At 41.5% G+C, this 26,067-nt stretch carries 23 protein-coding genes and 1 other RNA gene; 7 read left to right on the top strand and 17 right to left on the bottom strand.

Features of this window, described 5'->3' with window-relative positions; all coding sequences use genetic code 11:
• From PR800_RS18180 to xerD, 7 genes are all read right to left on the bottom strand, one after another.
• On the bottom strand, positions 1–1,466 hold a 1,466-nt coding region (locus PR800_RS18180; RefSeq protein WP_272531223.1), incomplete at its 3' end, for a hypothetical protein.
• Between the two features lie 20 nt (positions 1,467–1,486).
• Positions 1,487–2,041 carry a hypothetical protein gene (locus PR800_RS18175; protein ID WP_239979519.1) on the bottom strand — a complete coding sequence of 185 codons (555 nt, stop codon included), beginning with the start codon at positions 2,039–2,041 and terminating at the stop codon, positions 1,487–1,489.
• Positions 2,042–2,872: 831 nt separating this feature from the next.
• Positions 2,873–4,390, bottom strand: coding sequence for a lysine--tRNA ligase (gene lysS, locus PR800_RS18170; RefSeq protein WP_102137438.1), 1,518 nt, complete (start codon positions 4,388–4,390; stop codon positions 2,873–2,875).
• A 7-nt stretch (positions 4,391–4,397) separates the two neighbouring features.
• A protein-coding gene (gene prfB / locus PR800_RS18165) for a peptide chain release factor 2 (protein ID WP_102137437.1) occupies positions 4,398–5,499 on the bottom strand; the annotation gives its coding sequence in 2 pieces (ribosomal slippage) (positions 4,398–5,420 and positions 5,422–5,499; 1,101 coding nt in all).
• Positions 5,500–5,628: 129 nt separating this feature from the next.
• Positions 5,629–7,362 (bottom strand): single-stranded-DNA-specific exonuclease RecJ, encoded by a 1,734-nt coding sequence (gene recJ, locus PR800_RS18160; RefSeq protein ID WP_102137436.1) that lies wholly within the window; start codon positions 7,360–7,362, stop codon positions 5,629–5,631.
• Between the two features lie 9 nt (positions 7,363–7,371).
• Entirely contained in the window at positions 7,372–8,076 is a 705-nt protein-coding gene (gene dsbC / locus PR800_RS18155; protein WP_195697522.1) for a bifunctional protein-disulfide isomerase/oxidoreductase DsbC, read from the bottom strand.
• Between the two features lie 21 nt (positions 8,077–8,097).
• Positions 8,098–9,000 carry a site-specific tyrosine recombinase XerD gene (gene xerD / locus PR800_RS18150; RefSeq protein WP_102137435.1) on the bottom strand — a complete coding sequence of 301 codons (903 nt, stop codon included), beginning with the start codon at positions 8,998–9,000 and terminating at the stop codon, positions 8,098–8,100.
• 117 nt (positions 9,001–9,117) lie between these two features.
• On the opposite strand from xerD, the gene fldB reads away from it, so the two are divergent.
• Positions 9,118–9,636 carry a flavodoxin FldB gene (gene fldB / locus PR800_RS18145; RefSeq protein WP_166267688.1) on the top strand — a complete coding sequence of 173 codons (519 nt, stop codon included), beginning with the start codon at positions 9,118–9,120 and terminating at the stop codon, positions 9,634–9,636.
• A gap of 110 nt (positions 9,637–9,746) precedes the next feature.
• Here the strand turns inward: fldB and PR800_RS18140 are convergent, their stop codons facing one another.
• Both PR800_RS18140 and sdhE read right to left on the bottom strand, forming a co-directional pair.
• The gene (locus PR800_RS18140; protein ID WP_102137433.1) at positions 9,747–10,157 is read right to left on the bottom strand and encodes a protein YgfX; all 411 of its coding nucleotides are present in this window, start codon (positions 10,155–10,157) and stop codon (positions 9,747–9,749) included.
• Positions 10,138–10,404: an FAD assembly factor SdhE gene (sdhE, locus tag PR800_RS18135; protein ID WP_004261864.1), complete on the bottom strand. Its 267-nt coding sequence runs from the start codon at positions 10,402–10,404 to the stop codon at positions 10,138–10,140. Before sdhE ends, PR800_RS18140 begins: the two co-directional genes overlap by 20 nt.
• A gap of 247 nt (positions 10,405–10,651) precedes the next feature.
• Here sdhE and ygfZ point away from each other — a divergent pair, with 247 nt between their 5' ends.
• The 3 genes from ygfZ (at position 10,652) to PR800_RS18120 (ending at position 13,404) form a co-directional block, all read left to right on the top strand.
• On the top strand, positions 10,652–11,635 hold the full coding sequence (gene ygfZ / locus PR800_RS18130; RefSeq protein WP_272531222.1) for a tRNA-modifying protein YgfZ: 984 nt from the start codon (positions 10,652–10,654) through the stop codon (positions 11,633–11,635).
• Positions 11,636–11,646: 11 nt separating this feature from the next.
• Positions 11,647–12,267: an HD domain-containing protein gene (locus PR800_RS18125; RefSeq protein ID WP_102137431.1), complete on the top strand. Its 621-nt coding sequence runs from the start codon at positions 11,647–11,649 to the stop codon at positions 12,265–12,267.
• A 240-nt stretch (positions 12,268–12,507) separates the two neighbouring features.
• The gene (locus PR800_RS18120) at positions 12,508–13,404 is read left to right on the top strand and encodes a YncE family protein (RefSeq protein ID WP_272531221.1); all 897 of its coding nucleotides are present in this window, start codon (positions 12,508–12,510) and stop codon (positions 13,402–13,404) included.
• A gap of 95 nt (positions 13,405–13,499) precedes the next feature.
• Here PR800_RS18120 and gcvP read toward each other — a convergent pair whose 3' ends face one another.
• From gcvP to PR800_RS18085, 7 genes are all read right to left on the bottom strand, one after another.
• Positions 13,500–16,376 (bottom strand): aminomethyl-transferring glycine dehydrogenase, encoded by a 2,877-nt coding sequence (gene gcvP, locus PR800_RS18115; protein WP_102137429.1) that lies wholly within the window; start codon positions 16,374–16,376, stop codon positions 13,500–13,502.
• Between the two features lie 311 nt (positions 16,377–16,687).
• Positions 16,688–17,080, bottom strand: coding sequence for a glycine cleavage system protein GcvH (gene gcvH, locus PR800_RS18110; protein WP_036958523.1), 393 nt, complete (start codon positions 17,078–17,080; stop codon positions 16,688–16,690).
• A 45-nt stretch (positions 17,081–17,125) separates the two neighbouring features.
• Entirely contained in the window at positions 17,126–18,220 is a 1,095-nt protein-coding gene (gcvT, locus tag PR800_RS18105; protein ID WP_210843273.1) for a glycine cleavage system aminomethyltransferase GcvT, read from the bottom strand.
• Positions 18,221–18,733: 513 nt separating this feature from the next.
• Positions 18,734–19,963 carry an FAD-dependent 2-octaprenylphenol hydroxylase gene (gene ubiI / locus PR800_RS18100; protein ID WP_166267680.1) on the bottom strand — a complete coding sequence of 410 codons (1,230 nt, stop codon included), beginning with the start codon at positions 19,961–19,963 and terminating at the stop codon, positions 18,734–18,736.
• Positions 19,964–19,989: 26 nt separating this feature from the next.
• Positions 19,990–21,168 (bottom strand): 2-octaprenyl-6-methoxyphenyl hydroxylase, encoded by a 1,179-nt coding sequence (ubiH, locus tag PR800_RS18095; RefSeq protein ID WP_210843276.1) that lies wholly within the window; start codon positions 21,166–21,168, stop codon positions 19,990–19,992.
• Between the two features lie 34 nt (positions 21,169–21,202).
• Positions 21,203–22,525, bottom strand: coding sequence for a Xaa-Pro aminopeptidase (pepP, locus tag PR800_RS18090; protein WP_210843278.1), 1,323 nt, complete (start codon positions 22,523–22,525; stop codon positions 21,203–21,205).
• Positions 22,526–22,715: 190 nt separating this feature from the next.
• A complete protein-coding gene (locus PR800_RS18085; protein WP_102137424.1) occupies positions 22,716–23,294 on the bottom strand; it encodes a YecA/YgfB family protein in 579 nt (192 codons plus the stop codon).
• Positions 23,295–23,433: 139 nt separating this feature from the next.
• On the opposite strand from PR800_RS18085, the gene zapA reads away from it, so the two are divergent.
• From zapA to PR800_RS18070, 3 genes are all read left to right on the top strand, one after another.
• Entirely contained in the window at positions 23,434–23,763 is a 330-nt protein-coding gene (gene zapA, locus PR800_RS18080; RefSeq protein ID WP_102137423.1) for a cell division protein ZapA, read from the top strand.
• Between the two features lie 111 nt (positions 23,764–23,874).
• A non-coding RNA gene (ssrS, locus tag PR800_RS18075) (6S RNA) lies at positions 23,875–24,056 on the top strand.
• 120 nt (positions 24,057–24,176) lie between these two features.
• Positions 24,177–24,770 carry a 5-formyltetrahydrofolate cyclo-ligase gene (locus PR800_RS18070; protein WP_166267676.1) on the top strand — a complete coding sequence of 198 codons (594 nt, stop codon included), beginning with the start codon at positions 24,177–24,179 and terminating at the stop codon, positions 24,768–24,770.
• Between the two features lie 38 nt (positions 24,771–24,808).
• On the opposite strand, the gene serA is transcribed toward PR800_RS18070, so the two are convergent.
• On the bottom strand, positions 24,809–26,059 hold the full coding sequence (gene serA, locus PR800_RS18065) for a phosphoglycerate dehydrogenase (protein ID WP_004261923.1): 1,251 nt from the start codon (positions 26,057–26,059) through the stop codon (positions 24,809–24,811).
• Positions 26,060–26,067 lie beyond the last annotated feature (8 nt).

Raw genomic sequence — 26,067 nt, 5'->3', positions numbered from 1 at the left:
AGTTTTTCACTGTTCGCAAACTGTTTGGACAACGCATTTTGCGCAGTTTGGTGCTCGGCTAACTGTTTTTTCGCCTCAGCCAGTTCGGCTTTTAACGCGTTTTCTAATGCAACTTGTTGCTCTGCTTGTTCCGTTTTCTTCGCCAGAGAAACTTGAATTTTTTCTGCTAATTGTTCTTTTTCTACCAACTGAGTTTGTAATTGCTGGTTTTGTAACTCTAATAATTTACTTTTTTCTTGCTGGGCGACTAAAGACGATGCAACACCATCTTTTTCACTTTTAACGGTCGCTAATTCATTTTCTTTCTGTTTCAACAGTTCTTTTTGCTGTAAAAGTTCAGCTGTCACTGATTTCATCAGCTCATCAGCGTTACCCGCGACTTGCAGTTGATTTTTAGATTCCAACTCTAATTTTGCAATATCCGCAGTTAGTTGCTCAATTTTCAAATTTGCAGCAGCAAATTGCTGTTCTTTATCTGCTAATTGCTGTTTAAGTTGGGCTTGTTCAACGACACTTTCATTTAATTGTTTTTCAAGTTGAGCAATCGTTTCTTGGGTTTGCTGATTTTCTTGACTCAATTGATCAAGACTATTTTGCTTTTGCTCAATTGTTTTTTGAGCATCCGCCAGTTTAGTCTTTAATGTGTCAATTAAAGATTGGTCATCTGATGAATTGACAATTGCCTGTAATTGCGCGATTTGCTCTTTACTTTTCAGAACGTCATCATTTAGTTTATCAATCTCAAATTGTTTTTCCGTAATTGTATGCGTTAATTGCGCGATACTCTTATTATGATTAATGAGTTCAGAAACGAGTTGTTCATCATTGAGCAAATGATTATAGGCAATAAGTTGGCCTACACCTTGAGCAATACCAAACTTATATAGATGTGCTAATTGCTGACGTTCAATTAATTGCGCCAATTGCTCAAGATAAGCAGAGGTATTAATACCTGTTGGCTTGGCAAATTTAGATGCATATAAGCCGAGTGGGTCAAGAACCAATTGATATTTTGCAAAATCTTTGGCTAGATAAGCAGGATCCCATTGATTGCTTTGGAAGAAATAAGGGTAAGACGACAACAAAATAGGGGATGCCCCATTTTCTGTCGTCACCGCACACACTTCAGAAAAAGTCGTTTTTTCCGGTTCAGCAGGCTCTGCCTTCGCAACATCTACTTTCTTTGTTGATGCCGCAGCAGATTTATTCTTCCCTGTAGCTTTGCCTTTCGTTCCTTTATTCGCTGCCGCAGATTTTTGTTTCTCTTTTGGAGCAGGAACAGTAGATAGCGAAGAAAAGATTTCATAACCCTGGTTTTGTGTATTAACTGGCAATTGTTGCTTTTGTTCTTGTACTTTGCCTTCTTTTTCCATTTGAAGATAAGTATCAAAATCATCAATTACATTGTTAAAGCGCTCTGCTTTTGGAGCATGACTAAAAAAAGTCGTAACAAGTGCCAGTGACACACAAAGCCTAAGGTTTATTCTCATAATCCACTAATTTTCTTCAATGTTGATTCGGTAGACAATACTGAGTTATAACGAACTTTTGCACACAATACTTTGGTTTTAGATTCTATCGCCATTTGTAATAATTCAATTGTGTCAGGGCTAGCAGTCCCTTCAACTTGTCGATATAGACGGTTGATTTCGCTAACTTCTTTAAATGAACCTACTAAGCGATTGTAATCTTTTGGTGAGAGTGTTTTGAGCGCGTTTAATTCTTTAACACACGTATTCAAATGAGCAAATGTTTGCTGATCAGCACCCGCTTCACCATAAGTTGTAGAAGCAACTGGTGTACGGTTAATTGCGTTGTTTAAAACTTTTTGAGATTCAGGATAAGAGTTATCAGCCTGGCCTGAATTGGTATCAACAGTCGATTGTGTTACCGGTTGAGTGGTACTTGTATTGACTACCTGTTTACTTGGGGTATTCGGTGTTGCTGTATTGTATGAGTCTGAGCCAAATGTACAACCTGAAAGAAGAGCTGTACCTGCTATAAGCAAAGATGCAACATAAAATTTATTTTTTAAAAACATATGGTTACCTTACCAGCACTTTTCTTCGCTATTATAATGATGTCAAAAAAACCTAGTGTAAGCTAAAAATTAGCTATTTTCTATAAGTCCGAATGTAGAAATAGAGTCATCTCATAAATTTAGATTAGCTTAACTTTAGTTTTAAAATTATTTTATTGCCACATTTTCATTAATTTTATGAGCTAATTCCCACTAGTCACCCTATAAAGGGATAATTCTACACCTTTGCCGTAATTTTTTATTATTTTATGTCAGAGAACGGTCGAGTTACTCTATAAACCTTGTAAGCGACCCAATTCTTTCCAAGTAAATTCTTATTTTAGTTCTGTCACCTGTAACAATTGTTAACAAATAAAATATTCACTCACAAAAAAATAAACCTTTTTCCATTTTTCAAGCTGCTAACACATTTTAAACTTGTGATATAACAATAAACGTCATCATACAAAAAATGAGTAACCTGCTTAATTCAATTCTACAGGCTAACAATAATTAAAAATTATAAATAGGATCAAGTTTTTATCAAAATACGTATTTATTGATGCTAAAAATGCGTAATAGAGCATAGCAGTTATCTGCCATAATTACTTATATTAAATTGATACGATTCGTAACTCAAATCTATTTTTAATAAAATACATTGATTACATAGCCATAATCACTAAAAAAACACTTTTCAGTGATTTTATTTCACCTTACTCATTTCGCGTCTAGTAAATAGTGTTTTATCTTATAACTAAAATGAACTGCTTGAATGAAACATAAGAGGAGTCAATATTGATAGCTTATAAATATTAATATATGCCCGGTATTAACCGGGCATAATGGCATTTAAGCTTTGCTAGGACGTAAAGCTGGGAATAAAATAACATCGCGAATAGTATGACTATTAGTGAATAACATCACCATACGGTCAATACCGATACCTAAACCTGCCGTTGGCGGCAAACCATGCTCTAATGCGGTAACATAGTCTTCATCATAGAACATTGCTTCGTCGTCGCCTTCATCTTTTTGACGAACTTGCTCTGCAAAACGTTCAGCTTGGTCTTCTGCATCGTTTAATTCCGAGAAACCGTTACCGATTTCACGACCACCAATGAAGAACTCAAAACGGTCAGTAATGAATGGGTTATCATCATTGCGACGCGCTAATGGTGAAACCTCAGCAGGATACTCAGTGATGAATGTCGGCTGGATTAAGTGGCTCTCTGCAACCTCTTCAAAGATTTCACACTGAATGCGGCCAAGCCCCCAGCTTTTCTCAATTTTGATACCAATTGATTGAGCAATTGCCACCGCTTTATCCATATCATCCAAATCAGCAACGTTGGTTTCAGGACGATATTTGCAAATCGCTTCTTTCATAGTGAGTTTGGTAAAAGGTTTACCAAAATCAAACTCTTGCTCACCATACTGAACAACCGTGTTACCTAAAACATTTTGTGTCAATGTACGGAACAAATCTTCTGTTAGCTTGATCAGATCACGGTAATCCGCATACGCCATGTACAGTTCCATCATGGTGAATTCTGGGTTATGACGTGGAGATAAGCCTTCGTTACGGAAGTTACGGTTGATTTCAAATACACGTTCAAAACCACCAACAACTAAGCGCTTCAAGTACAGTTCAGGCGCAATACGTAAGTACATATCGATATCTAATGCATTATGGTGAGTCACAAATGGACGCGCAGAAGCACCACCTGGAATGACTTGCATCATTGGGGTTTCGACTTCCATAAAACCGTAACCAACCATAAAATTACGCACTTCAGCGAGGATCTTAGAACGAACAATAAAAGTATGACGAGATTCATCATTCGCGATTAAGTCAAGGTAGCGCTGACGGTAACGTGTTTCTTGGTCTGATAAACCGTGGAATTTGTCAGGTAATGGGCGCAATGCTTTGGTCAATAAACGGACTTCATGACAATGAACAGTCAACTCACCTGTTTTGGTTTTAAATAAACGGCCTTTAGCGCCTAAAATATCGCCTAAGTCCCATTTTTTAAACTGTTCGTTATAGATGCCTTCCGCTAAATCATCACGGGAAACATAAATCTGAATACGCCCACCAACGTCTTGTAACGTTGCGAATGATGCTTTACCCATGATACGACGAGTCATCATACGGCCAGCAATCGATACTTCAATATTTAGGTCTTCAAGCTCTTCGGATGTTTTATCATCATATTGCGCATGGATTTTATCGGAAATATCTTCACGACGAAAATCATTTGGAAATGGAATACCCTTTTCACGCAGTGCCGCTAACTTTTCTTTACGGGCTTTAAGTTCGTTATTCAAATCAGGTGCTTGTTCAACACCTTGTTGTTCCTGAGACATTTTTTCCTCACAGGCCAGCTTTTAAACTAGCTTCAATGAATTTATCCAAATCACCATCCAGTACGGCTTGCGTGTTACGCGTTTCCACACCAGTACGTAAATCTTTTATTCTTGCATCATCAAGGACGTAAGAACGAATTTGGCTTCCCCAGCCAATATCGGACTTATTCTCTTCCATCGCTTGCTTGTCTGCATTTTTCTTCTGAATTTCCAGTTCGTATAACTTCGCTTTTAACTGGCGCATCGCTTGGTCTTTGTTTTTATGCTGTGAACGGTCATTTTGGCATTGCGTCACAATATTCGTTGGAATATGTGTGATACGAACCGCTGACTCTGTTTTGTTAACGTGCTGACCACCAGCACCAGAAGCACGGTATACATCAATACGTAAATCCGCTGGATTGATTTCGATATCAATATCATCATCAACTTCAGGATAAATAAACGCAGAACTAAAAGAAGTATGACGACGCCCACCTGAGTCAAATGGACTCTTACGGACTAAACGATGAACACCTGTTTCCGTTCTTAACCACCCGTAGGCATAGTCACCAATAATTTTGACCGTTGCCGATTTTAGCCCAGCAACATCACCATCAGACTCTTCGATAATCTCGGTTTTAAAGCCCTTTGACTCAGCCCAACGCAAGTACATGCGCAATAACATACTTGCCCAATCTTGCGCTTCAGTACCGCCAGAACCCGCTTGTAAGTCTATGTAGCAGTCTGCACTATCATATTCGCCTGAGAACATACGACGAAATTCAAGTTGCTCTAATTTGCCTTGTAATTGCTCTAACTCAGCTTCTGCTTCATTGAATGTGTCTTCATCATCCGCTTCAACCGCAAGCTCTAATAAACCTTCAACATCTTCAAGGCCTTGCGTCATCTGGTCAATTGTTTCAACAATTGCCTCAAGTGATGAACGTTCTTTACCAAGGGCTTGCGCTCTTTCGGGTTCATTCCAAACATCAGGCTGTTCAAGCTCAGCGTTGACTTCTTCTAAGCGTTCCTTCTTGGCATCATAGTCAAAGATACCCCCTCAGAACCACTGTCCGCTCAGACAGGTCCTGAATCTTACTTTTTATTGGGTTTATTTCAAACGTCATTTTTCAATATCTTATGGTTAGTCAAAAATATTTTTTTGTTCACAAACCGCTTAGTATAGCGGAATTTATCTCATGTTTATAGCGCCATAAAACGCTATTTCATCGTTATTCAGTGTGTTAATTACCCGTTTAATCCGGCCAAATATGTTCAATCATTAATTGTACGTTTTTTTGCCCTCGAAACTCGTTTACATCCAATTTAAAGGCTATTTTAGCTTTTTTGATACTATTATCTGGCCATCGGCGCACATCAATATTAAACATTATTGCATCTAACATTGGCCCGCCATTCACCGGCTCTAACATGAGTTTTAGATGACGCTCACCCACTAGCCTTTGCTGTAATAATTGGAATTCACCATCAAATACTGGCTCGGGGAATGATTGTCCCCAAGGGCCACTCTCTCGAATAAGTTCCGCTGTTTCTAAACAAAATTCATTGCGAGAAAGCTCACCATCACTCCATATCACTCCAGCAAGTTGTTCAGGCTGAATAAGTTCCCCCATCAATAGCTCAAAGTGATGTTTAAAAGCATCAAATTTATCCACTTCAAGCGTCAAACCTGCCGCCATCGCATGACCACCGAACTTCTGCATTAACCCCGGTTGTAAGGTATTCAAGCGTTCAAGTGCATCGCGCATGTGCACCCCTTGAATAGAGCGCCCTGAACCTTTTAATAAGCCATCACCAGCAGGGGCAAATGCAATAACCGGACGATGGTATTGTTCTTTGATCCTAGAAGCCAATATCCCTACAACGCCTTGATGCCATTCGGGGTGGTAAATAGCTAGGCCATTTGGTAACTGGTTTTCACCGTATTCGAATTGGTTAAAAAGCACGAGAGCTTCTTGCTGCATACCCGCTTCAATCTCACGGCGAGTTTGATTTAGCCCATCCAACTCATTTGCTAGTTCCCGCGCATAGGCCATATCGTCAGTCAGCAATAATTCAATGCTCACCGACATATCATCTAACCTGCCTGCTGCATTTAATCTAGGACCAAGTGCAAAACCAAAGTCATTTGCCACTAGCCTTGATAAATCCCGCTTGGAAACTTCAACGAGGGCTTTAATACCCGCGCAGCAACGCCCCGCTCTAACACGATTAAGCCCTTGATGAACTAAAATACGGTTATTTACATCAAGAGGAACCACGTCTGCGACAGTTCCCAACGCAACCAAATCAAGGTATTCGGCTAAGTTAGGCTCTGCCACGCCTTGTTGCACAAACCAACCTTGCTGGCGTAAATACGCACGTAATGCCGACATTAAATAAAATGTGACACCAACCCCTGCTAATGATTTAGAGGCAAAGCCACACTCGTTTAAATTCGGGTTGATTATCGCATCCGCAGCAGGCAAAGTTTCCCCCGGCAGATGGTGATCAGTAATAATGACATTTATTCCATAATGGCTAGCTACTTCAACGCCTTCATGGGATGAAATGCCATTATCAACGGTAATAATGAGATTCGTTCCTTGGTTACGCGCTTCTTCAACCACCAAAGGCGTTAAACCATAACCATTTTCAAAGCGGTTCGGAACGATATAATTGATATTCCTATATCCCATTGATTTTAAGGCTCTAATAGCTAACGCAGTACTGGTTGCTCCGTCGGCATCAAAATCCCCAACAATGGTGATAGCCTCATGTTCATTTAAAGCACGATAAAGTAGCGGTAATGCCTTATCAATACCCGATAATGTCCGATAATCCAATAAATTGGCCGCTTTACGCTCTAACTGAGTGATATCGGTGACGCCTCGGTGTTGATAAATCCGTTGTAATAGTTCAGGCAAGCCAGGAAGTTGAGCAGCAGAACTTTGCTGCTGCCTTTGTTGTAAGAGTGTTTCTACATTCACAATAATTAACTATTTTTCGTTGAGTAATTGAACAAGGGCATCCGGTTTCATGTAGCCAGGTAGTAATTGCCCATCCGGTAGGATGATCGCTGGTGTTCCCGTCACTTTAAATAAATTACCCACACTCATATGTTTACTTAGGTCAATTTTGCAATCTTCAATCATGGCAATTTCCTCACCTTTAAACGCTTGAGTTAGCGCTTTTTGTGGTAGGCCATTACACCAGATAGACGCCATTTTTTTCCCTACGTCACTGTCCGCACCTTGACGTGGATATGCAAGATAACGCACCGTGACACCTTGGCTATTTAGTTCACCAACAGATTCATGTAATTTTTTACAGTAACCACAGCTAATATCGGTAAAAACGGTCACAACATGCTTTTCCTGCGGCGCTTTAAAAACAATCATTTCACCTTTGAGCGCTTCTACTTTTTTCATTAATGGCTGATTACTGATATTAACCGGGTTTTTACCGCTCATATCATAAATTGGCCCTTGCAATAAATATTTGCCGTCATCAGTGATGTATACAACACCCGTTGATGTTTCAACAACATTCAGCCCAACAATGGGTGAAGGTTTAATCACTTCAACAACCATGTTGTATTTTTCCAACGTATCACGAATAACTTTTTCTTCCGTTGCCCCATAGACTGAGGAAGTCAACGTTGCAATACATGCAGCAGCCAATAATATCAATTTGCGTTTCATAAATAGTCCTTTAATCATGCATCACCCCCTTGGATGATGCTGCTCATGTAATACTCGTAACCGCTCAGTCGCTACATGAGTATAAATTTGTGTGGTTGATAGATCACTATGACCTAACAACATTTGTACCACGCGTAAGTCTGCCCCATGATTAAGTAAATGAGTTGCAAATGCGTGTCTTAAAACATGCGGTGAGAGTAGCTCGCTATCAATATGTGCAAGTACTGCGTAATATTTTATTCGGTGCCAAAACGTTTGCCGAGTCATTTTCGTGCCACGCTTACTCGGGAATAGAATATCGCTCGTTTTGCCATTTAATAAATCTGGACGACCTTCATCAATATATTTTTCTAGCCAATATATTGCCTCTTCCCCCAAGGGAATCAATCTTTCTTTATCGCCTTTACCGACAACACGAATAACCCCCTGCCGCAAACTAATATCTGAAAAAGTTAAACCAATTAATTCAGAAACACGCAAACCACATGCATATAGCACTTCCAGCATCGCTTTGTCACGTAGCTCTAAAGCATCTTCGGTAGCAGGGGCATTCAATAAATCTTCAACTTGTCTTTCACTTAAATCTTTGGGCAAACGCTGCGGAATTTTGGGGGCAGCAATCACCGCTGAAGGGTCATCCAAACGGATTTTTTCCCGGTACAAATATTGAAACAACCGACGCATCGCACTTAATAAACGTGCTGAACTCGTTGCTTTATATCCACAATCAATGCGTTCAGCAAAAAAAGATTGTAGGTCAATTGATTGAACATTTTCTAAATGCAACTGATGTGCATCAAGCCATTTATCTAATAGTTGAAGGTCATTACGATAAGAAGCCAATGTATTTTCGGCTAGATCTTGTTCAAGCCAAATTGTATCAAGAAATTGTTCAATTAATGGATTAAGTTGTTTTATTTCCACGACAGATAAGCTTCCTTTAGATAATACCACACGATTCTATTATGCCTGAATGTGGCTGCTTCTGTTACAATACATCTCTTGTGATGAAAACCATAGCTGGACATAGTAATAATATATATGAAAATAGGTCTTTTTTACGGTTCTAGTACCTGTTATACCGAAATGGTTGCAGAAAAAATACGTGATATTCTCGGCGATGATTTAGTCACACTTCATAACGTTAACGATACACCGCCGGCAGAAATGGAACAGTATGATGTTCTTATTTTGGGAATACCTACGTGGGATTTTGGTGAAATACAGGAAGATTGGCTTGAAATTTGGGAAGCGCTTCCCAATCTTAACCTCGCAAATAAAATTATTGCGATGTATGGGCTGGGTGACCAAATAGATTATGGCGAGTGGTTTCTTGATGCCCTTGGGATGCTCTACCACCAACTGAAACCAACCGGTGCTAAATTTGTTGGCTTCTGGCCGACTGAAGGCTATACCTTTGATAGCCCTAAACCACTCAATGACACCGGTGATATGTTTGTTGGCCTTGCATTAGATGAAGTCCACCAGTTTGAACAAACTGATGAGCGCATCGCACAGTGGTGCGTACAGATTTTTGAGGAAATTGAAGCGTTGTTATAATGCAAGTATGGCGCAAGCTTATATTAGCTTGCTTATTGATAACCCAAAGTGAGGGTTATCTACATACTCTCAGGCTACCCATGCGGTTTATCGCCGGTGATCTTGGTAGCCTAGATATCAGGGTATTGTAGTAATAACTGGTTTAAATTACGCCAATTCTCTTCTGACACAGCATCTTTCGCTATCCATAAATGAACCTTTTGCGGTTTACCTTGCAAAGCTTCTAGTGTCAGCAATACCCCATAACGGCTAAGCCAAGGCGCTTTCAGTATTCTCCACTCATTTTTCTTCCATTGAACCTTATTGCCATTAACCAGTACAGCAACCCCTTTTATTTTACTGATATTTTTCTGGCTCTTTGCCCAACTCGCAACGACAACCACTAATAGCGGCAACCATATCATTGAGTTATCAGGGGACCATGGAGCCAACAGTAAAAACATCCCAACAACCCCATGAACACAGGTTGAGAACAATTGAGTTTTCCATGAAATGGAGAGATTAGATTTCCACAGGACCACGATTTTTATTTTTTTCCTGAATCAGTTTAATCATACGAAAAAGTTCGTCATCATCTGGGCGACCATGATTCATTAACCAATTGAATAAATCAGGGTCCGCACATTCTAATAAACGGACAAATACCTGCTTATCGTGAGTTGTTAGGTCATCATATTCATACTCAAAAAACGGCATGATTGAAATATCTAATTCACGCATACCACGACGGCATGCCCAATGAATTCGCGCTTTATTCTCAATATCCATTCTACTACGGCCTTTTTTGCAGTTAACTGATTAGATTGATTATTTTCCATACTCTAACAGATTATCCGCTAAGAAAACATGTTATAGACTACATTGTTGTAATTTTAGTAGTAAAATACCGTTTTTCTACAAACAGATGATAAAAAACTATTAGATAATACAGCTTCATCATAATAACTACTTGCAATGTTATCTAGCTATTTTACCATTAGGCACCTTTATCTATCAAAGAACAACAGGTGAAATCATGACTAACCACATTGATAGTACACAGCAGTTTCCTCTCGGATCTCAGTCTTTACCACTCGTTTTGATTTCACTGGAAAACTGGGAACTTATTCATCTCCACGGTGCTGATGCAGAGAAATACCTGCAAGGCCAAGTGACCGCGGATATTGCCATACTCACTCAGTCACATGCATTAACAGCACACTGTGATCCCAAAGGTAAAATGTGGAGTGATCTCCGCTTATTCCATCACTTAGACGGTTATTCATATTTATTGAGAACCAGCGTTGCCGATTCACAACTTGCTGAGCTGAAAAAATATGCAGTTTTCTCAAAAGTCACCTTTGAAAAAAAACCGGACCTAAAATTAATCGGGGTCGCAGGTAAAGGTGCAAGAGAAGCGCTGGCAACATTATTTACTGCATTACCTGACGAGCAAAACCAAGTCATTACAGACGGTGCTTCCACAATATTGCATTTTGCATTACCCACAGAGCGTTTTTTGGTGATCACCAACGAAGAAACCGCACAAAAAATGGCTCAAACCTTAGACGCTATTCAAGTTAATGATGAACAATGGCTAGCCCTTGATATCGAAGCGGGTTTTGCCGTTATCGATCAAGCAAATAGTGCCCAACATTTACCTCAAGCCACTAATTTGCAAGCCCTACCTCACGGTATCAGCTTCAAGAAAGGCTGTTATACCGGGCAAGAAATGGTTGCACGTGCAAAATTCCGTGGTGCAAATAAACGCGCGATGTACACCTTGAAAGGCACAGGCACCACTATTCCTGTTATCGGCGAAGGTGTGGAATGGCAGCTTGGTGATAAATGGCGTCGCACAGGAACTGTTTTAGCAGCTATCCGCTTAGGTAGTGGTGAAATTTATGTACAGGTCATTATGAATAACGATATGGAAGCCGATAGCGTTTTCCGTGTTATGGGTGATGAGCAAAGTCACCTAACCATCGCACCATTACCTTATTCATTAGAAGATAATTAATTGGAGTTTTTATGTCATCTGCATTAGGTAGCAAGCCCGTAGAGGTGGTTAATTTTGGGGCTTTTACCGAAGTCGTCCAATTTTTAATGGAATTAGATAAACTCAAAAGCGTTTATCGTAAAAATAAGTTATTGAACCGTGAACGCCAAGAAAATACGGCAGAGCACAGTTGGCAATTTGCGGTTGCAGCAATGAGTTTTGCACCTTATGTGCAAGGCATTAATATCGAACATGCGATAAAGCTTGCCCTTGTGCATGACATTGTTGAAATTGACGCAGGTGATGTATTGGTCTTTGATAATGCAGCTCGTGATGCTATTCATGAAGAAGAAGTTAAAGCCGCTAACCGTATCTTTAACTTGTTGCCTAGCCCACAAGCTGAAACCCTTTTAGCATTGTGGAATGAGTACGATGCATTAGAAACGCCAGAGTCTGTCTATGCAAATGCCATTGACCGAGCGATGCCAATGCTAATGAACTTGCACAATCAAGGACAAAGTTGGGTTGAAAATAATATCCGCCTTGAGCAAGTACTCAGTAAGTGTGATTATATCGAGCAAATTCTGCCTGAATTTTATCAGCAGTTAAAATTACAGTTAGAACTCGCCCAACAAAAAGGTTGGTTGTTGTAATTTTAGCCAAAAGCGGCTGAAAAGCCGCTTTATTTAACGTGTTACACTCATCTAATTTATATTGTCCGTGACAAGATATACTTTTCACTAATTCATTATTTTAATTTAAATAATAAACTACTTTATATTCTATATATAATTATTAATCTCGACTAATAAAGAAATATCAATATTAATAACTTGCTAATTATTAATATCACTCCTATCTTTATCATTGAACATTTGCCTGAGAGGTTTAAAATGCAAAAATTCAATGAATATTCAACCCCTTACCTTTTGCTACTAGATGTCCATTCACCCGCAATAATTCAATTCAATAAATCAACACATCAAACAATCCCAATTATCGAAGGACTCGGTGGAACTCCTGACGGCATTGCCATTGACCCTACTAATCGATTAATTTATTGGAGCAATATGGGGGATGATTATGACGCTGACGACGGCTCCATCAATGTGATGAATTTTGATGGCACAGGCAGAAAAATGCTATTAGGCAATGGAAAAGTAAGAACGCCAAAACAATTACACCTTGATTTAGTGAATCAACGATTATATTGGTGTGACCGTGAAGGCGGTATGGTTTCATCATGTCATGTCGATGGTTCTGATTTATTAATCCATGTAGCAAGGCCTCGAGATAAACACAATAACGTAGATATATTAGACCAGTGCGTTGGTATTACTGTTGATGTTGCAAATAACTGGCTCTACTGGACACAAAAAGGCACCGCTAAAGGCAATTTAGGCCGTATTTTTAGGGCACCATTAACACCTAAAACCCAGCAACCAGCCAATCAACGCACTGATATTCAATTGCTCCTTCAAGACCTACCCGAGCCTATTGATTTATTGCTTGATGAAGAAACCCATATTTTATATTGGACAGATAGAGGCGCTGAGCCCGATGGCAATAGCTTAAATTGTGCCAATATTGCTTCTGATGGATTGAGCCATTACAAAGTAATAAGCCGTGGTTTTAAAGAGGCGATTGGGCTCACATATGATAAATCAGCACAACTAATGTATATCGCCGACCTTAATGGGGGTGTTTACCAAGTCGTTATGGAAACAGGCGAAGTGGAAAAACTATATCAAGGTAAAAATTACACGGGTATTTCACAATATTCGGGCTAGAGATACCCATAATAAAGGCTTGATTTCAGTAAACTACCGAAATCAAGCCTAAAAACAGTTAATTCACACTATTTAATGAAAAGCGTGATTTATTCCTACATATAATCTTCAATCGGTACGCACGAGCAGTGTAAATGGCGATCACCATACACATCATCAAGGCGTTTAACCGCTGGCCAGTATTTATTCGCTTTCGTTTGTGCTGTCGGGAACACGGCAAGCTCACGGCTATAACGATGTGGCCACTCCCCGGCTAACTCTGTTTGCACATGAGGCGAATTCACGAGAGGGTTATCTTCGAGTGTCCATTGGCCTTTCACTACTTGGTCAATTTCATCGCGTATAGCTAACATCGCATCAATAAAACGGTCAATTTCCGTCATACTTTCAGACTCAGTCGGCTCAATCATTAATGTCCCTGCGACAGGGAAAGACATGGTTGGCGCATGGAAACCATAATCAATTAAACGCTTAGCAATATCGAGCTCACTAATACCGGTGTCTTTCTTAATTGGGCGCAAGTCAACAATACATTCGTGAGCCACATAACCGTCTTGCCCTGTATATAAAATGTCATAACGACCAGAAAGGCGCTTAGCAATATAGTTCGCATTTAAAATAGCCACTTGGCTAGCTTTACGTAAACCATAAGAACCCATCATACGAATATACATCCAGCTAATTGGCAAAATTGATGCACTACCAAATGGAGCCGCAGATACCGCACCTTGGTCGGTTAACATTTCTTGCTCAACCACAGAATGCCCCGGTACGAACGGTGCCAAGTGTTTTTTCACACCAATAGGCCCCATACCAGGGCCACCACCGCCGTGAGGGATACAGAATGTTTTATGTAAATTCAGGTGAGAAACATCCGCACCAATAAAGCCCGGCGTTGTTAACCCAACCTGAGCATTCATATTTGCGCCGTCAAGGTATACTTGGCCACCATATTGGTGAATAATTTCACACACTTCACGAATACTTTCTTCATATACCCCATGTGTCGATGGGTAAGTTACCATCACACAAGAAAGTGCTTCGCTATGTTGCTGAGCTTTTTCACGTAAATCCGCTAAATCGATATTACCTTCATCATCACAACGCACTACCACCACTTCCATACCTGCCATATGCGCAGAGGCCGGGTTGGTACCATGAGCAGAAGCCGGGATCAAACAAATATTTCGTTCCCCTTCATTGCGACTTTCATGATAACGACGAATAGCCAACAAACCTGCATATTCACCTTGTGCTCCTGAGTTAGGTTGCATACAAACCGCATCATAACCGGTCAATTGCACTAACCAATGAGAAAGCTGCTCTATCATTTGGTGATAACCTTGAGCCTGCTCAGGTGGGCAGAATGGGTGTAACTCGCCAAATTCAGGCCACGTAATTGGGATCATTTCCGCTGCCGCATTGAGCTTCATCGTACAAGAACCCAGTGGGATCATCGCTTGATTTAAGGCTAAATCTTTGCGCTCTAAACTATGCATATAGCGCATCATTTCGGTTTCACTATGGTAACGGTGAAAATTTGGATGAGCTAAAATTTCATCATTACGTAACATAGTGCTTGGGATCGCTTGCTCTGTCGCTGAAACCGATTGGTCTAGTTTTTCAAAATCCAACTTAGTTTCAATGCCTGTGATCACCGCAAATAATTCATTTAAATCTTGGCGAGTCGTGATTTCACTAAACGTCACGCCAACTGCACCACGAATATCAGTGCGTAAATTCACTTTAGCTTTCTCAGCACGTGCTAGCACCGCTGTTTTGTCTGCCACTTCAATACATAATGTATCAAACCAGGTTTTATGACGTGAAGTGACCCCTGCGTCTGCTAATGCTTTGGCAAAAATAGAGCTGAAGCGATGGATACGCTCAGCGATCATTTTCAGCCCTTTTGGCCCATGGTAAACCGCATACATGGCGGCAATATTGGCTAACAACACTTGGGATGTACAAATATTCGAGTTCGCTTTTTCGCGACGAATATGTTGCTCACGAGTTTGCATCGCCATACGCAGCGCGGTATTACCTGCCGCATCCCGTGAAACGCCAATCAGACGTCCCGGCATCGCCCGCTTAAACTCATCACGACAAGCAAAGAATGCTGCATGTGGGCCACCGTAGCCCATTGGTACACCAAAACGTTGAGCTGAGCCGAATACAATGTCAGCGCCCTGTTTACCCGGAGCAGCTAACAGCACAAGAGCCATCATATCTGCAGCAACGCAGCTGACAATTTTGCGCTCTTTTAGTTGAGCAAATAGCGAACTGTAATCATGGACGTTACCTGTCGTACCGACCTGTTGAAGTAGCACACCGAAAACGCCTTCGTGTTCCAGTGCTTTCTCTGCGCTATCCACAATCACTTCAAAACCAAAAGTCCCCGCACGTGTGCGAACAACATCTAGGGTTTGCGGATGAACATCATCTGCAACAAAGAAGCGTTCTGCATCTTTCAGTTTGCTGATCCGTTTTGCCATCGCCATGGCTTCCGCTGCCGCAGTAGCTTCATCCAATAACGACGCAGAAGCGAGGTCTAAGCCAGTAAGGTCGATAGTGACCTGTTGAAAATTCAATAATGATTCTAAACGGCCTTGAGACACCTCCGGTTGATATGGCGTATAAGCGGTATACCAACCCGGATTTTCTAATAAATTGCGCAAGATAACTGGCGGAAGCACTGCGGGTGCATAGCCCATACCAATATAGCTTTTGTAGCGCTTATTGAGTGATGCTATCGCTTTTAATTCAGCTAAAGCTTCTTGCTCAGTTGCTCCACCACCCACTCTTGGCGGTTCTGCAAGCAAAATGGCTTTGGGGACAATTTTGTCCATCAAGGTATCTAATGACGTTGCACCCACGGTGTCTAACATGGTTTTTAATTGTTGTTCTGATGAACCAATGTGGCGCGAAATGAATTCTGAACGGTTTTCTAATTGACTCAGTGACATCGACATATCTGTGTTCCCATCCTTTGTCTGCTATGCATAAGTTGTAGGGCGGCTATTACGGAACTTGCGAGATAACGCTTAAAATCAATGATATTGTTTCTTGTTTCTTGTTTCTTACTAATTATATTTGTTCAACCCTCTAAATAGTTCATCTTGTGACTAGGGCGAATGAGCGAAGCCAACACCGCCACAAGATGAAATATGACGAGGTTGTGGCTAGGCGGCAAGCAAATGAGACCCTAGGAGCATACATCAGTATGTGACTAGGGCGAGAGAGCGAAGCCAACACCGCCACAACACAAAATATGACGAATAAACTATTCTTCGGCTTCGATCATAGAAGTATACCCCGCCGCATCAATCAAATCCGCCAGCTCTGCGGTATCTGATGCTTTAATACGGAAAATCCAACCTTCTTGATACGGTTGTTCATTCACGAGCTCTGGTGCGTCATTCAACTCGCTATTAACCGCCACAATTTCGCCACTCAGTGGTGCGTAAATATCGGATGCCGCTTTAACTGATTCGACGACTGCAACGTCATCGCCTGCACTTACCGCAGTCCCCACTTCGGGTAAATCAACAAACACCATGTCACCCAACGTCTCTTGCGCATGTTCGGTGATACCAACTGTAAATTCACCATTACCTTCATCGCGCAGCCACTCATGTTCACGGGTGTACATTAATTCTTTAGGTGTATTGCTCATCACTAGCCTCTCAATTTTTAAATTTATTAATTAGATTCGCCCAAATTACACTAAGCAGTTACCTTCACGGACAAAGCCCGGTTTAACGACTTCAACTGGCATTTCTCTTTGTCTGATTTCAACAATTGCTTTGTCTTGAATTCCGTTCGGGACACGCGCTAACGCAATACTAAAACCTAGGGTTGGCGAGAAAGAGCCACTGGTTATCACCCCTTCTTGTAGTTTCCCCAGTTCATCAGTAAAGCGGACAACTTGCCCTGCACGCAGTATACCTTTTTCACGCATCACAATACCGACAAGTTTTTCAGTACCTTGTTCGCGTAATTTTTCCAATGCTTCACGGCCAATAAATTGGCGATCTTCGGGTTTCCAAGCTACCGTCCATCCCATATTCGCGGCTAATGGCGAGATTGTTTCATCCATATCTTGCCCATATAGGTTCATACCAGCTTCAAGGCGCAAAGTATCCCGTGCCCCTAAGCCCGCTGGGTGAACCCCTGCCTTGAGCAACTTATGCCAAAATTCAATGACTTGCTCTTTAGGCATGGCAATTTCATAACCTTTTTCACCCGTATACCCAGTGGTTGCAATGAATAAATCCCCAGTTTGAACACCATAAAAGGGTTTCATTCCTTCGATGGCGCTGTTTTGTTCCGAACTGAGTAACGAATGAACCTTTTCTGGCGCTTGCGGCCCTTGAACAGCCAGTAACGCTAAATCATCGCGGACACGAATTTCAACCGCATAACCTTTAGCATGCTGTTCAATCCAAGCGAGGTCTTTATCACGTGTTGCTGAGTTTACAACGAGGCGATAAAAGTCATCAGCAAAGTAATACACAATCAGGTCATCAATAACACCACCAGAAGCATTCAGCATACCTGTGTATAAAGCTTTGCCTGGTTCTGTGAGTTTATTGATATCGTTGGCGAGAAGGTAACGCAGAAAGTCACGACAGCCTTCGCCGTGTAAATCGACAATAGTCATATGGGAAACATCAAACATCCCTGCTTCGGTTCTGACAAAATTATGTTCATTGATCTGTGAACCATAATGCAACGGCATCATCCAACCATGAAAATCGACCATTTTTGCACCGCAGGCTATATGTTCATCATATAGTGTTGTTTGCTTTACCATGAATACCCTCTTTACATTATTAATATGACAGGGTGATTGCGTGGTGAAAATTACCCATCTACAACAAAATACCTTGGTAATTTTAACCCAACGCAAACGATAACTTTTTAAAAACCTACCACTGTTTGCTGTTCTATCCTATAAAAAAAAATAGGGCTACCATTCCTCTGTATTACTGATTGCGCTCTGATTTTGCCAGCGCTTTTTGTTAAATAATTGAGAATGATCACTCAAAATCCTTACATACAGGGTCAAATGGCGCAAAATATAACCAAAAACAGAATTTGAATGATAGCTTTGCCAATAAAATCCATCACAGCAATATAAATAAAACTAATGCGAAAAATGAATGTAATTAGTTTTTTTCAGTCATGAAGGAAAGGGAAAGTTCCGCTTTTTATACTAAAACGTAATAATAAGAATTATTTTTATGCAGAGTTCAATAATGACGCTCTGTATTTTGATATAAGAAAAAGGCACAATTTTATGAACTGTGCCTTTTGAGAAAAGGATTTAGAGGGTGTCTTCGACTTGTAATTGTTCCAACCACTTAGGCATATCAAATAGCCCCATCGCATGGTTTAATAATTGCGGTTTAACCCCCGGCAAACTGTCCGCTAAGACAAGCCCAATATCACGGAGCAATTTCTTCGCAGGGTTATTACCATCAAACAACTCACGGAAACCTTGCATGCCCGCTAACATCAGTGCTGCACTGTGTTTACGGCTGCGCTCGTAATCACGCAAGTATAAATATTGACCAAAATCTTTACCTTCACGGTGCAAACGTTTAATTTCACCGATTAGCATGGCGACATCCATAAACCCAAGGTTAACCCCTTGGCCTGCTAATGGATGGATGGTATGTGCCGCATCCCCTAACAGCGCTAAACGTTGAGCCGCAAATTGCCTTGCATAGCGCCCCGTAAGAGGAATAGTTAATCGGTCACTTTCAACTTGGCAAAGGCCAAGGTGAACATCAAGCGAAACCGCCAGTTCTTTATTAAAATCAGCAGGTTCTAAAGACTTGCGCCTTGCTGCTTCAGTAGCCGGTTGAGACCAGACAATCGAACAAAGATGTGGGTCACTTAATGGTAAAAATGCCAAAATACTTTCGCCATCAAAAGCTTGGCGAGCAACGCCTTCGTGAGGTTTTTCAGTTCGGATCGTAGCAACTAACGCGGTATGTTCATAATCCCAAAAGGTTAATGGGATATCTGCATGGCTACGCAACCACGAGTTTGCCCCGTCAGCCCCCACAATTAACCGCGCTGTTAACATGTTTTCATCATCTAATGTAATGAAAACATCGTTTTCCCCCCACACCACTTTTTTAATCGTTGCGGGGGCTAATAATGTCACATCGCGAAGTTGCGATGCTTTTTGCCATAGGGCATCACGTACAACATTGTTCTCAACAATATGCCCTAAATGCGTTAGGTTACGTTCTTGAGCAGTAAACGTAATTCGCCCAAAACTGTCGTTATCCCAAACTTCCATGCCATTATAAGCAGAAGCTCGCATTCCTTTAATGGTTGACCATACACCTAAGTGGGTCAGTAACTTCTCACTTGCCGCATTAATGGCAGATACCCTTAATGCATGTGGCTCTGCTGCACTGAATGGCACCTGCGGTGGATGATTTTCAATGACCGCAACACGTAGCCCACTCCCCTCAAGCCCACAAGCGAGCGCTAACCCAACCATACCACCACCGGCGATAACCACATCAAATGATTGCATATTTTTTATTCCTCTTTATTTCGTGGTTATTGGTGTGCAACCCAGCCCAATGTTTGGCGAGCCAAAACATCACGAGCTGGTGGCAACATTTCCATTGCCATTAAACCTAAGTTACGCCCGACAATAAGCGGTAAACAGCGATTCGCAAATAAACGAACCAAACCGTCGGTTATCGTAACCGTTTTGTCTCTATCTTGTACCCGAGCTTGCTGGTATTGGCTTAGTAGCGAATAACGACCGATATCTTGCCCCTTCGCGTTTGCCTCTACCACAATATGAGCCAATTGCATCACGTCACGGATACCTAAATTAAAGCCTTGCCCCGCAATAGGATGCAGGGTCTGAGCAGCGTTCCCCACTAACACGACTCGGTGACTAACTGGGTTAAGTGCTTTACGTAATACCAGCGGATAACAATGACGCTTACCGGCCATGACGATTTCGCCTAGCCGCCAGCCGAACGCTTGCTGTAACTTACTAATAAATGTTTCATCATCCCACGCATTGATGTCTTCCGCCTGCTCCTGATGATGGCACCATACTAAAGAACTGCGCCCTTGTGACATGGGTAATAATGCCAAAGGACCGAATTCAGTAAAACGCTCAAAGGCTTGGCCTTTTGGGTCAATGGCAGTTTTCACATTGGCAATAATGGCCACTTGCCCATAATCGTCCTGTTGCCATTGCATATGGCAGGCTTTGCCAATCGCAGAATGGCTGCCATCCGCAGCAATCAGTAATTCCCCTGTCACCTTATCTCCATTATCCAAGGTGACCGTAACGGCATCTTGTTCACGATGGACATTTTCTACTTTTGCAGGGCAATAAAGAGTGACTCCGGGCGCTTTACGTAACAATGAAAACAGACGGGCGCCCGTTTCGTGTAGTTCAATAACATTGCCTAGAGCATCGATCTGATAATCATCGGCAGCGATATTCACAAAACCAGCATGGCCTCTATCAGACACATGAACATGATTAATGGGGGTCACGCAATCCGCTAAAGCGGACCAAACGCCTATTTTTGCTAATGACTGGCAAGTACCGTGGGCTAACGCAATCGCACGTGCGTCGAATCCCGGATGTTTGCCATCAGGCAAAGCGGCCTCGATTAGTGAAACCGATAATTTTCCTTGGCTAAGGGATGATATCGCCAGTGCTAATGTTGCACCCGCCATACCGCCCCCCACGATGATCACATTCATGCGTTGTTTATTACCTTTCTATGATGACTGACAGCTACCCTAAATTGTGCGTTGCAGCCGCCATTAGAGCTTCAATTTCATCAGGGTCTTTCACGACTAAATCCGTTAAGTTTTCATTTCCGTTTTCGGTGATCACAATATCATCTTCGATACGTACACCAATACCGCGATATTGTGGCGGCACATCTGCATCTGGAGCAATATATAAACCAGGTTCGACAGTTAATACCATCCCCACTTCAAGTATACGGTCTCGGTCTGTGCCGTAAAAACCTACGTCATGTACATCTAACCCTAACCAATGACTTAAACCATGCATAAAGAATGGATGATATGCTTTGTTTTCGATCAATTGATCCACATCGCCTTGTAAAATTCCAAGTGCGACCAGGCCTTCAGTTTTGATACGAACAATTTCACGAGTCACTTCATGGATACTGGTTCCCGGACGATATAGCGCTAACGCGGTATTTAACGCCTTAAGGACGATATCGTAAATTTCTCGTTGTGCTTGGCTAAATTTGCCATTAACAGGGAAAGTCCGTGTGATATCCCCTGCATAACCTTCAAACTCTGCACCCGCATCAATTAAGACTAATTCGCCATCCTTCATTAGGCTCTCATTTTCGGTGTAATGCAAAATACAGGCATTTTCACCACTACCTACAATGGAGTTGTACGAAGGAAAACGTGCACCATGGCGAGTAAATTCATGTTCTAACTCACCACAAAGTTGGTATTCATACATATTCGGTCGGCAAGTTTCCATAGCTCTGACGTGTGCTAGAGCAGAAATTCGCCCAGCCATACGCAGGGTATTAATTTCTTCTTCCGACTTAAATAAGCGCATTTCATGGACAATCGGCCGCCAATCGACCAATGTTTGTGGCGCTCGTAAGTTACGACGGCTACCTTTACGTAGAATATCTAAGGCATCAAATACCAATTTATCGGCATAGGCAAACTCACCTTGTGCATGATAAACCACGTCGAGGCCATTTAGTAATTGATAAAGTTGCTCTTCTATTTCATTGAAAGGTAACGCTTTATCAACACCTAATTTTTCAGGTGCGGCGTCTTGCCCAAGGCGGCGACCAAACCAAATCTCAGCAGTTAAATCACGGACACGGTTAAAAAGAACAGTATGGCTATGTTTCTCATCGCTTTTAATCAGGACTAATACAGCTTCTGGCTCACTAAACCCTGTTAAATAAAGAAAATCGCTGTGTTGACGATACGGGTATTCGCAATCCGCATTACGTTGCGCTGGCGGCGCAGAGAAAATAATTGCTGCACTGCCTGATTGCATTTGAGCCAATAATGCATTGCGACGAGAAATAAATTCCTGTTTATTCATACCGTTTTTGCCTTATTATCAGAATAATTAGATTGCTGAATATATTGCTTGTGTTTAACCAATCACATAGCAACATACACTGGCGAAATGACTTAAATCTGGATACATCACGCTTTCAAGCACTTAATTTATCAATAATAAAATATTGATTGATAAAGTTAAGTGCTTTGAAAACTCACATTAATAGAAATTAATGAAGAACCGGTTTATCATTTTCCACGGCTGTTGGGCCTTTAGTCGGCTCAATCAACGCAATGTAACATAATTGCACCGCCACCCTGACATACTCAACCACTTCTTCTAACGCTTGCTCGAGTTCTTCTTGGTCTTCGTCTTCGTCATAACCAAGCATACCAATATTGCGTAAATCTGTGATAACCTCGCTTATCTCTTTTTTATCAGCCAGTTTCGGTTGTGTAACACCAACACCTAATAAAAAGTGATTTACCCAACCAGCTAGCGCATCAGCATGGTCAAAAACAGAAGCGTCTTCGTCAGGAAATAGCATAGTAAATGCAAATTCGCTGTCATCAAGTGCTTCGAATGTGGTATCGAAGAGCTCTCGCAGTGGCTGCGAAACCGTTTGTGGAAACGCTAAGCCATCGTTAGCAAGGTCATGGACCAACGTTTGCCAGCTATGGTCACGGCCCCCGCCACAGATCAACCCAGTTATTAGACCATGGATCTCCGCAGCAGTAAGTGCGATTGAGTGCTGTTGCAGTAATTTGTCCAGTGATTCATAGTTTGGTAAAGATTTTTGTATAGACATCTGAATTCGTCATGTTAGCTTATGATTCGTGATATGCTACCATCAAGGATAGCCGCTAGACCAGTATGCTTTTGTCTTATCTATTAATTGCGCCAAATATGATGTATTTACGGCGAGTATTATTCAGTATGGAGGTATAATGTCCGCACAACCTGTCGACATCCAGATTTTCGGGCGCTCAATGCGAGTCAATTGCCCAGCAGAACAAAAAGAAGCCCTTCTTGAGTCGGCTAAAGAATTAGAACAACGCTTGCAAAATCTGAAAGATAGAAGCGGTGTGACCAACACGGAACAACTTATTTTTATTGTAGCATTGAACGTCTGTCACGAATTAGCACAAGAAAAGACAAAAACGCGTGATTATGCTTATAATATGGAAGAGAAAATAAAAATGTTGCAGCTCACAATCGAACAAGCGTTGCACGATCAGGTGAAAATTACTGAGAGGCAGGTATTGCCCCTAGAGTAAATCTGCTTATTAATCAGACACTAGTAGAAAAAAATATACAAAATTAAGGTTGCATTTTAAATCTAGTTTCGTACAATGAAATCACTGAGTAACGATAAGTTCTCAAACCAAATTTCTCTGAGATGCGCGTGAGTGGGCGAGTCCCCTGAGCCGATATTTCAACTAAACAGAATGTGGTTATGGCGCTGGTGAGCATGCCTGATTCGCTCAGGAAGCCTAAAGGTTGCTAAACTGCGTTCACCTTGAACCAAGGGTTCAAGGGTTACAGCCTACAACGGCATCTTGGAGACCCCCAATTAAGTTCCTGCTTATTTTTCATTTGTTTCCTACATAACCTCTCATCTTGCGATATACTTTAAGTAATTTACTTTCTTGGTTAACTGTTTTTTATCGCATATACAACAGGTTATCACATGCAAGACTCCCTCTCGACCCAACGCCAGCAGGTACGTCAAACAATCCGTCAAGCACGTCGTCAATTAAGCGCTCAGCAGCAATATGACGCAGCGGAACAACTCATGCATAATGCATTAAGCCACCCAAAAATTGCACAAGCCAACACTATTGCTTTGTTTCTTTCTTTTGATGGCGAAATTGACACAAGGCCACTCATTCATGCGCTCTGGGCTGAAGGTAAACAAGTCTATCTCCCTGTTTTGCACCCCTTTAGTCGCCACCATTTATTGTTTCTTCACTATCGCCCCGATAGCCAACTCGTTAAAAATCGATTTAATATTGATGAGCCACCGCTTGATGTCAGAGATGTGCTACCACTCGAAAAATTGGATATCATGCTTATCCCATTAGTGGCATTTGATACTCAAGGGCAACGGTTAGGGATGGGAGGTGGGTTTTATGATAGAACGCTTGCTAATTGGCAACAAACCGGGTTTTATCCCATTGGCCTTGCCCATAATTGCCAGCAAGTAGAAAAACTCCCTATAGCTCATTGGGATATTCCTTTACCCGAAATTATTACGCCGCAAAAAATATGGCGCTGGTCATAAACACCCGCGCCATCATTTCACACAATTTTTAGCGTAACTTAGAACAGTAAACGCGCACGAATGGTTCCAGGTAAATCTTTTAATTTCTGGAGTGCTTCATCTGTTTGGTTTGGCGTTTGCATTAATACATCAATAACCACATAACCTACGTTGCCTGATGTACGTAAGTACTGGCCGACAACGTTAATGTTATTTTCCGTGAAGACTTGGTTGATGCTATTCAAAATACCTGGACGGTTTTCATGAATATGCAAGAAACGGTTGGTATCTTCAGTATGCACTGGCAAAGAAACTTCAGGGAAGTTAACCGCAGATAATGTTGAACCATTATCTGAATACTTAGCCAGTTTACTTGCCACTTCTAACCCAATATTTTCTTGAGCTTCTTCTGTCGAGCCCCCAATGTGCGGTGTTAAAATCACATTGTCGAACTTAATCAATTCAGAGATAAATGGGTCATTAGGGTCATTGTTCGCAGCGGGTTCACTTGGGAATACATCCACCGCAGCACCTGATAAATGCTTGCTTTCCAGCGCTGCTGCCAGTGAAGGGATATCCACGACTGTTCCACGTGATGCGTTAATGAATATAGAACCAGGCTTCATACGGTCGAATTGTTCTTTAGCAAACATATTCTTCGTACTTGGGGTTTCAGGCACATGTAAGCTAACCACATCGCTCATGTTCAGAAGTTCAGTTAAAGAACGAACTTGAGTTGCATTACCTAAAGGCAGTTTGTTTTCAATATCATAGAAGAAAACATTCATACCGATACCTTCAGCTAAGATCCCTAACTGAGTACCAATGTGGCCATATCCAACAATCCCAAGACGCTTACCACGCGCTTCAAAACAGCCTTTAGCTTGTTTTTCCCAAATACCGCGGTGTGCTTGCATATTGGCTTCAGGAATACGACGTAGTAAAAGTAATAATTGACCTAATACCATTTCTGCAACGGAACGTGTATTCGAAAATGGTGCGTTAAATACAGGGATACCGCGTTTTGCCGCAGCATCTAAATCAACTTGGTTGGTACCGATACAAAAGCAACCCACTGCAACGAGTTTTTCTGCTGCAGCGAAAATTTCTTCAGTAAGATGAGTACGGGAACGGATACCTACAAAACGTGCATCTTTAATCGCTTCTTTTAATTCTTCATCGGATAACGCACTTTTGTGATATTCAATATTGGTGTAGCCCGCAGCTTTTAAGTTATCAACCGCACTTTGGTGCACACCTTCTAGCAGTAAAAATTTAATTTTGTCTTTTTGCAAAGATACCTTAACCATTTCCCTAC

Source organism: Providencia sp. PROV205 (genome assembly GCF_028479505.1).
GTDB classification, from domain to species: Bacteria; Pseudomonadota; Gammaproteobacteria; order Enterobacterales; family Enterobacteriaceae; genus Providencia; species Providencia huaxiensis.
The sequence above is the reverse complement of the archived record's forward strand: the minus strand, read 5'-3'. Positions and strand labels throughout refer to the sequence as shown.